Below are 11,199 nucleotides of genomic sequence, written 5' to 3'. Positions count from 1 at the left end.
TTTTAATTTTCTCTAAGCTGACCAGCTTTAATCTCTCGATTTGCTGCCCGATGTCCGTCTTAGTAAGGGCGTATTATAGAGGGTTTATTTTTTCTGTCAACCGCATTTTTAATCTTTTTTGAAATAAATGACCAGTGGCCATATTAAGGCAACTAAGCACCAATTAACTTAGCTATAAAGTCTAACCTTTAACTTTGGTGTTTAAGGTTGAGACAATGCCCGACAAAGCATAAATAATGCCAATGGCTAAAATACCCACTGGAATATCATATAAAACAATACCCATAACTAATACAGCAATAATCAATGCCACAAAAGGAACTTTCTTTTTATCAAACTCTTTAAAGCTGTAGTATTTGAGGTTACTGACCATAAGTAGACCACAAATCACTACCCACACCGCAGCAATGATCATCACCTGAATGTCATATTGACCAATCCACTGGTCGTGATCAATAGCAACCATCACGGCACTCGTGACTAATATCGCCGCTAATGGACTGGCCAAGCCGACGAAGAACTTTTTGTCTACTTCGCCAATTTGTACGTTAAAGCGTGCCAAACGAAATGCGGCACAAGCTGTAAATACGAACGCACAGGCAATGCCTACCCGCCCTAAGGGCTGAAGCGCAAAGCTATAGATTAAAATGGCGGGTGCCACACCAAAGGCAAGCATATCTGCCAATGAATCATATTGCTCACCAAAAGGGCTTTGCGCATTGAGCATGCGTGCTACTCGGCCATCAGCACCATCCAAGATAGCAGACAAAAAGATGGCCAAGGAAGCTTTGTAGAAGTGACCTTGAGTACTAGATAGAATTGAGAAAAAACCTGATAACAAGGACAGCGTAGTGATTAGGTTGGGTGCCAAATACACGCCGCGGCTGACCACAGGCTTACCATCTGCCACCTCTTGCTCAATCACTTCAAAAGTCAAGCTATCCAAGCCTTCAATACCAGACTCTGTCTGACGTGTAGGCTGCGGATGATTAAGCGGTGCCTCATCTGGCTGCGATGAATCTGGATTCGTCATACTACATCCCTCTAGGATCTAACCTTCAATTATTCGTCAATTCGTTTTCTACTAATCGCTATTCGCCCACTAGCCAGCGCACGTTTACCGCTTGGCTTTGTGGTAAATCAGGCGCATCTTCAGGGCGCATTAAAGGTTGGATGAAGTTTAAAATCTGACGCGCATGTTGATCAAACTGCCAAGGCGGATTAATAATGAGCATACCAGTACCGTTTAGGCCCACTGCCACATCATTCGGATAAATATTTAGCTCACACAGTAGCTGCTTACGAATACCTGTACGCTTCATCTTTTTATAAAAAAGCTCAACCGCTTCAATATTTTTGATAGGAAACCATAACGCATACACGCCTTGTGGCCACTTGGTCATAGAAGCAACCAACAGCTCCACTAAACGAGTAAAATCTTTGTGCTCTTGCTCATAAGGCGGATCAATTAAAATCACACCGCGGCGCTCTACGGGCGGGATCACTGCGCGAATACCTTCAAAGGCATCACGGTTGTGAATACCGATAGGCAATTGATACAGCTGATAGTTTAGGGCATCGTATTCGGTGTTTTTAAACTCAAAAGCTTCTGCGCGCACCTTAACTTCAGGATGTTTTTCAACATGATTGGCGATCCACCAAGGTGATCCTGGATAGACATACTTGTCATAAGTCTGACGGGCTTGTTTGATATCGTCTACATACTGACGAACCGCTTCAGGTGCTTCAGAGACATCAGCCTCCAAAATCTTTTGGACACCGGCTTTGGCTTCGCCTGTTTTTCGTGCCTCTTCACTGCTTAGTGAGTAAAGACCACGACCACCGTAAGCATCAAGAGCATAATAAGGTTTGCCCTTTTTGCTCATTTGATTCAGCAGTTGTACCAGTAAAATGTGTTTGGCAACGTCGGCAAAATTACCGGCGTGATAGGCATGTTTGTAATTCATAAGTTAGCTTGTTTTAGTGTAGAAAGGTTCATTATCAAAAATTAGTTCTATGGTAGCATAAGCTGGTTTAAAATGAGTATATTAATGGTTAATAGTACCCATCTAGACCTATAACTCAGCACTTTTTAACTGCTACGCTCTGTTTTACCAACTTTTTGGTTTAATAAAGTAGTGATAATCGGGAATCCACCAATGGCCTCAGTCGTTAAAACGACCCTTACAAGCAGCTTAATTGAAAACAGCTTAAATGATAGCCCCTTAATTGAAATTGAAAGCAACCTCAACACTACTCCTTGCACTCCCCAAGACCCAATTACCATAGCCATTCCACCACCTTTAACTCCCGACGATTTAGTGCAATCCAAACAGCTGGCGCAGCAAGTGCTAAAGCAACTGCCTCCTAACACAGACTATTTATCATTAAGTCCTTCACTCAAACAGGCTCTTGTGCCCAAATTTGATTTAAGCGACACCCAAAAGATGCTTGAACAAGCTGACTTTGCGGTAGATTGGGCAAAAAGACTTGATGCAGACATGCTCGATAGCTTTGTCAAGCAAGGCTTTATCGTCTTAGATGATCTGTATCAGCCCACAGCGTTATTGGCGCTGCAAGCAGAAAGTGGCTTTGTTGAGTATCGAGATGCCAAGCTGACTGAAGGCGTACGCAAAACGGACATTCGCGGCGATAGAATTCGTTGGATTACTAAGGACTTTTTTGCCGGCTTTTACTATCTCAACAGCATTAATGATCTGGCCTTTTTGTTTAATCGCACCTTATTTGCCGGTATTCGTCACAGTGAGGCGCATTATGCCTGCTATCCACCAGGATTTGGTTATAAGTGGCATTCTGACAATCCGGTCGGCCGAGATGAGCGGGTAATTTCGGCGGTATTTTACCTTAATGATGACTGGACACTTGATGACGGCGGTGAGTTGTCTATTATAGACAGTGAGGGACAGACGCATCAGCTTATGCCTAAAGCCAATCGTTTGGTTATCTTTGATAGTAACTTGCTGCACCAAGTCGAGCTTGCCCATCGCCAGCGCTACTCTATTGCCACTTGGCTACGCTGTGACGATGCCCTGCTCATTGCCGAGCCCCTATAGCGAACGGCAGGCTGATGACTTAATAAGGCGCTATACGTCATAAGCCCTATGCGGCATACTACAATTGCCCCACCCCTTTTTTAGCCCTATCTTTTAGCCTTTACTTTATATCTTGAGGAATTTATGCACACAAGCGACCCATCGAACACCGCCACTGACCATCAGCAACAAACCTTAGAGCTTAGTATTGAGCTGATGCGCCGAGACTCTGTGACACCTCACGATAAAGGCTGTCAGGAGGTATTGGTTGAGCGTTTAAGCCCGCTTGGATTTGCGCATGAGTTTATGTATTTTGGTGATGAGCAAGCCAGCGGACGTGATGCACAGGTAAAAAACCTATGGGCCAGACGTGGCAACCAAGACCCTGTGGTGTGCTTCGCCGGCCATACCGATGTGGTGCCTACCGGTAATCCGGACAATTGGCGCATTGCGCCTTTTGACGCCAAAGTACATGATGGCTACCTTTGGGGACGTGGTGCGGCTGATATGAAAACCGGTATTGCCGCCTTTACTGTCGCTACTGAGCGCTTTGTCAAAAACCATCCTGACCATAACGGCTCAATCGCCATGCTGATTACCTCAGATGAAGAAGGCCCATCAATTAATGGTACGGTTAAAGTGGTTGAGGTTTTAGAAGCACGAAATGAGAAAATAGCCTATTGCTTAGTCGGTGAGCCATCAAGTACAGACAGCTTAGGTGATGTGATCAAAAATGGACGCCGTGGCTCGTTGGGCGGTATTTTAACGGTGACCGGCAAACAAGGCCATGTCGCCTACCCTCATTTAGCGGTTAATCCAATCCATGCTTTATTGCCTGCTTTGGCTGAGTTTAGCATTACCGAATGGGACAAAGGCAATGACTTTTTCCCAGCAACGTCGATGCAAATCTCAAACATCAACGGTGGTACTGGTGCAAACAATGTGATTCCAGAAAGCGTTGAGGTGGTGTTTAACTTTAGATTCTCGACTGAAACCACCGAAGAAGAATTACGCGCCAAAACCCATGAAATCTTGGATAAGCACTTTGCCAATACTGAGGCTACCTATGAGATTGACTGGAAGTTATCAGGTCATCCATTCTTAACTGCTGAAGGCAAGCTGGTGGATGCGTGTAAAGTAGCCATCAAAGACATTACCGGTACCGACACTCAGTTATCGACCTCGGGCGGTACTTCTGACGGCCGCTTTATTGCGCCAACTGGTGCCCAAGTGGTCGAGCTTGGCGTGCGTAATGCCACCATTCATCAGGTGGATGAGCGTGTGGAGATTGATGATATTGGTAAATTGGCTCAGATTTATGAGCGTATGCTAGAAGAGTTGTTGCTGGGTTAGCGCTGTTTTGTCAGGTGTCTTTATAATGCCTCATACTCAGATATGATGCTGTTTTAGGGCACTGCAGTGCGACGTGATACAAATAAAGCCAGTATCTTAATTAAGACACTGGCTTTATTATGACCGAATTTTATATGACTCAGCTTATAGGACATGGTTTATAGGACTGAGCCTGACAAACCTTAATACTTTAAATAGACTTAGCTTTATAAAAATTAGCTAGTCTGCCTCATCAATCCAGTTCATTTGAATGGCCTCAAGAATGCCTTCGTTCGACTTTTGAGGGTCATCATCAAAGTTTTCAAGCTCAGTTACCCAGCGGTGCAAGTCGGTAAATCGAATATATTGTGGGTCGGTATCTGGAAACTTCTCAACAAGCTCGATAGCGATATCGAGGCTGTCAGTCCATTTTAATTTTTGCGGCGCCATAACGCTGTCCTTATTTTATTCATCAGTTTTTTATATAAAAAGCTCATAGGAACGACTCACCCGTCCTATTTATAAGCTCAATCGTAACAAATTTGCCAGTTGGTATATAGCCTGTTTTTTCAAAATAGGTTGTTACTGAGACTTGATAGCAGTTTGGTTGGCATTCCAAGTGTTAATAACTTCGGTCAAATGCTCACCTTGCATGCCAATACTTGAGGGCAGCTGCTTGCCTTTTTTATTCATCAACACAAATTTGGTGAGACCAACGGCCATCAACGTATTTTTGACATAAAAGTGGTGCTGAAAATAAACGTATTTTTCATCCCACCCCTCTAAAGTACTGGTCACCGTCATTTTACTCAAAAACTTGATTTGTTTGAGATATACCATCTCTTGCATCGAGATAATCCAGTCCATGCTCAGCCCGCCTAGACCATTTTTTTTGAGGATGTTGTACAGCCAAGCGGTGACATTAAGCTCAACAAAAGACAAATAGCGGTAGTTGGGCAGGTGATCTCGAAACCCCATATCATGCGGCAGTACGCGATAGCTTCGGCTAACGGGCGTGAACAACTCCGCTTGTGTGAGTTTTGGTTTTTGAGCGGTGGTGACGCTGTCAGCGGATGGCCGCTGCTTTGACTCTTGTTTTAATAAAGCCAATAAAATAAAAAAACGAATAAGCATGTTCATAAGTCACTCTCCCACCCAGATACGGCGTTTTTGACCGATTAAAAGCGGATTTTTAGTCTATTACTGCCTAAAATAACCGAGGTTAACATAAAACCTAATAATCCATGTAGGCGTTAGTCTATACAGGCATACCTCACTTGTCAGCTTTGTTAATAAAAAAAATTACTTTTTTAAGGTTGAAAAGATACTCAATCAACCCCACTTTTAGGACAACCCCATAGCTCATAGCAGAATGCAATCGTTACCCTTGATATTCTGTTAAACAACAATATTTTTATGAGTGATATGGGTAAACTTTTATCAACTTAATTGAACTTTTAATGGAGTGAACAATGAATATTCGCCCTTTACATGACCGCATCGTTGTCCGCCGTGTGGAAGAAGAACAAAAAACGGCCGGCGGTATCTTATTGCCAGGTTCTGCTCAAGAAAAACCATCACAAGGTGAAATCCTTGCTGTGGGCAATGGTCAAATCCGTGAAAACGGTGAAGTACGTGCTTTAGACGTAAAAGTTGGCGATAAAGTATTGTTTGGTCAATATGCCGGCCAAACCGTAAAAGTTAACGGCGAAGAATTATTAATCATGAAAGAGTCTGACGTATTGGGCGTACTAGAAGGTTAATCTACACGATTATTGACCTTCTTTTTTGGGATAAACAGATGGCGTAGACAATCCAATATTACAAAAACAGATTGGCTAAGCTTACGCGTTCTACCAGACTATTATAATCAAACACTCATTAACTAAAATAATTGGAGAGTATTCTCATGGCTAAAGACGTAAAATTTGGCATTGACGCTCGTAAACAAATGATGGACGGCGTTAACGTTCTAGCAAACGCTGTAAAAGTAACCCTAGGTCCTAAAGGCCGTAACGTGGTTATCGATAAATCTTTTGGCGCCCCTGCCATCACTAAAGATGGGGTTTCTGTTGCTAAAGAAATCGAACTTGAAAACAAATTTGAAAACATGGGTGCTCAGCTGGTACGTGAAGTAGCGAGCAAAACCAATGATGTGGCCGGTGACGGTACCACGACTGCAACTGTATTGGCTCAAGCCATTCTTGTTGAAGGCATGAAATCTGTTGCTGCTGGCATGAACCCAATGGATCTTAAGCGCGGTATCGATAAAGCAGTTGCTGCTGCGGTTGAAGAGATCCACAACATCTCTACCCCAGCTGATGACTCTAAAGCCATTGCTCAAGTGGGCTCTATTTCTGCTAACTCTGACACCAAAATTGGTGAGCTAATCGCTGAAGCCATGGACAAAGTGGGCAAAAAAGGCGTTATCACCGTTGAGGAAGGGTCAGGCTTTGAAGACTCATTAGAAGTGGTTGAAGGCATGCAGTTTGACCGTGGCTACATCAGCCCATACTTTGCAAACAAGCAAGACAGCCTAACTGCTGAATTTGAAAACCCATACATCCTACTTGTTGACAAAAAAATCAGCAATATCCGTGAAATCGTGCCATTACTTGAGCAAGTAATGCAGCAAAGCAAGCCACTGTTAATCATCGCTGAAGATGTTGAAAACGAAGCGTTGGCTACTTTAGTTGTGAACAACATGCGCGGTGGTCTAAAAACTTGTGCCGTGAAAGCCCCAGGTTTTGGCGATCGTCGTAAAGCCATGCTACAAGACATCGCTATCTTAACTGGTGGTACGGTGATTTCTGAAGAAGTGGGCATGAGCCTTGAAACAGCAACCATCGAGCAACTAGGTACCGCTAAGAAAGTAACCGTTGGTAAAGAAAACACGGTTATCGTTGATGGCGCTGGCAACAAAGCTGATATCGAAGCGCGCGTTGAGTCAATCAACCGTCAAATCGAAGAGTCAACTTCTGATTACGACAAAGAAAAACTACAAGAACGTGTGGCTAAGCTTTCAGGCGGCGTTGCTGTGATTAAAGTAGGTGCAGCGACTGAAACAGCTATGAAAGAGAAGAAAGACCGTGTTGACGATGCGCTACACGCAACTCGTGCTGCGGTAGAAGAAGGCGTGGTACCTGGCGGTGGTGTGGCTCTAGTACGTGCACTAAATGCACTTGCTGACCTAAAAGGTGACAACGAAGATCAAAACGCAGGTATCAATATTCTACGCCGTGCGATGGAAGCCCCTCTACGTCAAATCGTAACCAACGCAGGTGATGAAGCGTCTGTTGTGGTTAACGAAGTGAAAAACGGTTCTGGTAACTATGGTTACAACGCAGCAACTGGCGTCTATGGCGATATGTTAGAGATGGGTATCCTTGATCCTGCTAAAGTATCTCGCTCAGCACTAGAGCATGCTGCCTCAGTAGCTGGCTTAATGCTGACCACTGAAGCGATGATCACTGATAAGCCACAAAGTGATGACCCAATGGCAGGCATGGGCGGTGCTGGTATGGGCGGCATGGGTGGTATGGGCGGCATGATGTAACTTTCATGAACAAAATGGCTGCCATGAACAAAATGGCTGCGTACAGTATTGCCCATAAAGCTCGATGTACTTGATGTACAATCTTTACTTTATATCCTGCACTGTACGTTGCCATTTAGTCCATAAAAGCTCGTTTATACTGTTTTAGAGCTACCCTACTATTTGCTTAATATCGTTTAGGTAAGCAAAATCCAGTAGTAAATAAACCCCGATAGGCAATCGCTTATCGGGGTTTTTTGTGTGCTTTACTTTAGGTTTCTGGGCTTTAGGCTATTTTGATTTACTGACTGGCCTCATCGCGTCTAAACACCCACGTTTTATCATCAGACAGCTCATCCACATAATAGTAGCCGGCCAAATCAAACTGCTTTAAGTCTTCCGCCTTGGTAATTTTATTATCAGCTGCATATCTCACCATCAGACCGCGTGCTTTTTTGGCATAAAAGCTAATCACTTTGTATTTGCCATTTTTCTCATCTTCAAAACGGGGGGTGATGATAGCCGCATCCAGTGATTTTTTCTTCACCGCTTTAAAGTATTCGTTTGAGGCAAGGTTAATTAGGATATTATCTTCGCCCTGCTCACTTGTGTCTTTCATACGCTGATTGATCACATCCGTAATATGCTCGCCCCAAAACTCATATAAGTTATCGCCTTGCTTATTTTTAAGCTTGGTGCCCATCTCCAAACGGTAAGGCTGAATCATATCCAGTGGCTTTAAAACGCCATATAACCCTGACAAAATACCTAGGTGCTCATTTAAATACACAACGGTTTGTTTATCCGCACTATACATATCAAGACCGGTATAGACATCGCCATCAAACAGATAGCCGGCTGGTTTGGCATTGTCTTCAGTAAACGGTTTGTCCTCGCTCCACGCCCAGTCTTGATTGCGCTGTGCATTAAGCTGCGCCAAATCATCAGAGATACTCATAAGCGCTTGTAAATCTATTGGCTCCTTTGATTTCAAGATTTTCATCAATGCTTGAGCATCTTCAATTAGCTCAGGCTGACTATAGTAATTACCGACTTTCACCGACACTGCATCTTTTTCATTTAAGCTCTTAGCAGGAGACAATACAAAATACATAACTTTATCCTTAGCCTTGTGCGGTTAAACCACATGCTTTAACTGATATTTTTGATTGTTATTAAACATAAGTCATCTTTTGCGCTGCTACGATAAGCGCAAGCAGGCTAAGCCTATCATAACTTGTGGCACAGTGACAGATAGCCACTGCCTATAATTGTCTTCATATACCCACTTTTCATCTGCCATCTTGCCTTTGAGCGCCTATATTTTGCAGTCAACCTTGCCTGCTTTTTACACGGTTATAGATAAAACTTAGTTATATATAAAGCTGTGTTGTCAATACTATATAAATTAAAGTTTGTTAATAAATTTAACTGGTTGGTCATGTTTCTACGATGATTTTTTTTAATTTATATTCTTATAATAAATATCGATGATGGTATTTGAATAACCATTTATTAAATTGATAACCCTTGGTTGTAGTTAACACAACCAGAGGTTTTTGACCGCCAACCCCATTGCGATCAAAGAACCGACTTAGACAAGCGGAAGGTTTAGATCAATCACATAAGCTAGGAGCGAATATGATAATAGGCACAATACAAGCCAAGCAGGCATTTGAAGGTCGTGTTGCCATTACGCCAGATGCGGTAAAAAAGCTTACCAAACTGGGCCACGAGGTGATGATTGAGTCGGGTGCCGGCCAGCATGCCTATTACGATGACACCGCATATACCAACGCCGGAGCCCGTGTCGCTAGCGAATCTGAAGTGCTGTCGCAATCTCATATTATTTGTGTGGTGCAAAACCTAACTGGCGAGCAAATCTCTCAGCTGTCATCAGGCAGTATTGTGATGGGTATGCTTGACCCCTACCGCAATGACCAACTCGATAACTATGCCAAGCAAGGCGCTACCGCTTTTGCTATGGAATTATTACCACGTACCTTATCTCGTGCTCAAAACATGGATGTACTCTCCTCACAAGCCAACCTTGCCGGCTATAAAGCTGTGCTTATGGCAGCCAATGAATACGCGCGTCCCTTCCCTATGTTTATGACCTCTGCTGGTACCGTAAAACCTGCCAAAGTGGTTATTTTAGGTGTGGGTGTGGCAGGCCTTCAAGCCATCGCTACGGCGAAACGCTTAGGCGCTGTGGTAGAAGCCAGTGACCTACGCCCTGCTGCCAAAGAGCAGGTCGAGTCCTTGGGCGGTAAGTGGCTTGATGTCCCGATGAGTGAAGAAGAAAAACAAAAGGCCAAATCAACCGGTGGCTATGCTTGGACACCCTCTGAGCAGTACATGAAAGATCAAGCGGCTGTGGTCGATAAAGCGGTATCAAATGCGGACATTATTATCACAACAGCGCAAATTCCTGGCCGTAATGCCCCGCGTCTGGTGCATAAGACTACGCTGGATAAGATGAAAGCTGGCTCCGTATTAATTGATATGGCAGCAAGCTCAGGCGGTAACGTGGAGGGTACGGTATCAGGCGAAACTGTGGTTACAGACAACGGCGTGCGCATTATTGGTGCCGCCAATATTCCCGCCACACTTGCGGCGCAATCATCGGACTTGTACGCAAACAACTTGGTGAATTTTATTGCCACCTTATTTGACAAAGAAAATGACAATGCACTGACTATTAATCTTGAAGATGAAATTCAAGGGGCATTAGCAGTGACCCATAACGGTGAGGTGCTTTTACAACGTAGATAGTGGGTCCTATAAGTCTGCAAGGATTGCGATGACTCGCCACTCACTTGTGAAAAATAATCAAGCACACTATACGAAAAACTTTAGAAAGACATTAGGAGAAGATTATGCTTGCTACGTTATTAGCAACCGCACCACTGGGGGTAGCAGTGACAGGGGGTACTCCGTTTGTAGCCATATTTACAATTTTTGTTCTGGCTATCTTTGTGGGTTATTACGTGGTTTGGGGAGTTACCCCTGCCCTACATACACCGCTGATGGCTGTGACCAATGCCTTATCCAGTATTGTTATCGTTGGCGCCATGCTGCAGACCATCCATATCGATGGCAGCGCACTGTCTATTACCAGTATTTTGGGCGCTTTTGCGGTATTTTTAGCCAGTATCAATATCTTTGGCGGCTTCGCGGTGACTGAGCGTATGCTTGCTATGTTTAAACCAAAAGCCAAAAAAACCATCAACACTGAGCCAAAAGGAGGTGATGCATGAATCCAACTGACTTAACCCA

Annotated in this window: 11 protein-coding genes; 6 read left to right on the top strand and 5 right to left on the bottom strand. The window is 43.9% G+C overall.

Annotated features, from left to right (window positions below; genetic code table 11):
- Positions 1-181: 181 nt before the first annotated feature.
- Positions 182-1,033, bottom strand: coding sequence for a CDP-diacylglycerol--serine O-phosphatidyltransferase (pssA, locus tag DLE54_RS03345; protein WP_227535477.1), 852 nt, complete (start codon positions 1,031-1,033; stop codon positions 182-184).
- A 58-nt stretch (positions 1,034-1,091) separates the two neighbouring features.
- Positions 1,092-1,967 (bottom strand): 23S rRNA (adenine(2030)-N(6))-methyltransferase RlmJ, encoded by an 876-nt coding sequence (locus DLE54_RS03340; protein WP_011959924.1) that lies wholly within the window; start codon positions 1,965-1,967, stop codon positions 1,092-1,094.
- Between the two features lie 192 nt (positions 1,968-2,159).
- Here DLE54_RS03340 and DLE54_RS03335 point away from each other — a divergent pair, with 192 nt between their 5' ends.
- Both DLE54_RS03335 and dapE read left to right on the top strand, forming a co-directional pair.
- A complete protein-coding gene (locus tag DLE54_RS03335) occupies positions 2,160-3,074 on the top strand; it encodes a 2OG-Fe(II) oxygenase (protein WP_110816241.1) in 915 nt (304 codons plus the stop codon).
- Positions 3,075-3,197: 123 nt separating this feature from the next.
- Positions 3,198-4,406 carry a succinyl-diaminopimelate desuccinylase gene (gene dapE, locus DLE54_RS03330; protein WP_110816239.1) on the top strand — a complete coding sequence of 403 codons (1,209 nt, stop codon included), beginning with the start codon at positions 3,198-3,200 and terminating at the stop codon, positions 4,404-4,406.
- 219 nt (positions 4,407-4,625) lie between these two features.
- Here dapE and iscX read toward each other — a convergent pair whose 3' ends face one another.
- Both iscX and DLE54_RS03320 read right to left on the bottom strand, forming a co-directional pair.
- Positions 4,626-4,835 carry a Fe-S cluster assembly protein IscX gene (iscX, locus tag DLE54_RS03325; protein WP_011959921.1) on the bottom strand — a complete coding sequence of 70 codons (210 nt, stop codon included), beginning with the start codon at positions 4,833-4,835 and terminating at the stop codon, positions 4,626-4,628.
- A gap of 132 nt (positions 4,836-4,967) precedes the next feature.
- Positions 4,968-5,525: an acyl-CoA thioesterase gene (locus DLE54_RS03320; protein WP_110816238.1), complete on the bottom strand. Its 558-nt coding sequence runs from the start codon at positions 5,523-5,525 to the stop codon at positions 4,968-4,970.
- A 332-nt stretch (positions 5,526-5,857) separates the two neighbouring features.
- Here DLE54_RS03320 and DLE54_RS03315 point away from each other — a divergent pair, with 332 nt between their 5' ends.
- Positions 5,858-6,148 carry a co-chaperone GroES gene (locus tag DLE54_RS03315; RefSeq protein ID WP_011959919.1) on the top strand — a complete coding sequence of 97 codons (291 nt, stop codon included), beginning with the start codon at positions 5,858-5,860 and terminating at the stop codon, positions 6,146-6,148.
- A 146-nt stretch (positions 6,149-6,294) separates the two neighbouring features.
- Complete coding sequence (gene groL, locus DLE54_RS03310; protein WP_011959918.1) at positions 6,295-7,941, top strand: chaperonin GroEL; 1,647 nt, start codon at positions 6,295-6,297, stop codon at positions 7,939-7,941.
- 280 nt (positions 7,942-8,221) lie between these two features.
- Here groL and yaaA read toward each other — a convergent pair whose 3' ends face one another.
- Positions 8,222-9,034, bottom strand: coding sequence for a peroxide stress protein YaaA (gene yaaA / locus DLE54_RS03305; RefSeq protein ID WP_110816237.1), 813 nt, complete (start codon positions 9,032-9,034; stop codon positions 8,222-8,224).
- 527 nt (positions 9,035-9,561) lie between these two features.
- On the opposite strand from yaaA, the gene DLE54_RS03300 reads away from it, so the two are divergent.
- Together DLE54_RS03300 and DLE54_RS03295 are read left to right on the top strand one after the other, a co-directional pair.
- Entirely contained in the window at positions 9,562-10,695 is a 1,134-nt protein-coding gene (locus tag DLE54_RS03300) for a Re/Si-specific NAD(P)(+) transhydrogenase subunit alpha (RefSeq protein WP_110816236.1), read from the top strand.
- A gap of 146 nt (positions 10,696-10,841) precedes the next feature.
- A complete protein-coding gene (locus DLE54_RS03295; protein WP_413775370.1) occupies positions 10,842-11,180 on the top strand; it encodes a proton-translocating transhydrogenase family protein in 339 nt (112 codons plus the stop codon).
- Positions 11,181-11,199: the final 19 nt, after the last annotated feature.

It is taken from the genome of Psychrobacter sp. YP14, from assembly GCF_003209315.1.
Classification (GTDB): Bacteria; Pseudomonadota; Gammaproteobacteria; order Pseudomonadales; family Moraxellaceae; genus Psychrobacter; species Psychrobacter raelei.
Note: the sequence above shows the minus strand (reverse complement) of the source record. Positions and strands in the feature narration are given on the sequence as shown.

Excerpts from the sequence above, each read along its gene's own strand:
- pssA (WP_227535477.1), bottom strand. The coding sequence starts at position 1,033 with ATGACGAATCCAGATTCATCGCAGCCAGATGAGGCACCGCTTAATCAT.
- DLE54_RS03340 (WP_011959924.1), bottom strand. The coding sequence starts at position 1,967 with ATGAATTACAAACATGCCTATCACGCCGGTAATTTTGCCGACGTTGCC.
- DLE54_RS03335 (WP_110816241.1), top strand. The coding sequence starts at position 2,160 with ATGGCCTCAGTCGTTAAAACGACCCTTACAAGCAGCTTAATTGAAAAC.
- dapE (WP_110816239.1), top strand. The coding sequence starts at position 3,198 with ATGCACACAAGCGACCCATCGAACACCGCCACTGACCATCAGCAACAA.
- iscX (WP_011959921.1), bottom strand. The coding sequence starts at position 4,835 with ATGGCGCCGCAAAAATTAAAATGGACTGACAGCCTCGATATCGCTATC.
- DLE54_RS03320 (WP_110816238.1), bottom strand. The coding sequence starts at position 5,525 with ATGAACATGCTTATTCGTTTTTTTATTTTATTGGCTTTATTAAAACAA.
- DLE54_RS03315 (WP_011959919.1), top strand. The coding sequence starts at position 5,858 with ATGAATATTCGCCCTTTACATGACCGCATCGTTGTCCGCCGTGTGGAA.
- groL (WP_011959918.1), top strand. The coding sequence starts at position 6,295 with ATGGCTAAAGACGTAAAATTTGGCATTGACGCTCGTAAACAAATGATG.
- yaaA (WP_110816237.1), bottom strand. The coding sequence starts at position 9,034 with ATGTATTTTGTATTGTCTCCTGCTAAGAGCTTAAATGAAAAAGATGCA.
- DLE54_RS03300 (WP_110816236.1), top strand. The coding sequence starts at position 9,562 with ATGATAATAGGCACAATACAAGCCAAGCAGGCATTTGAAGGTCGTGTT.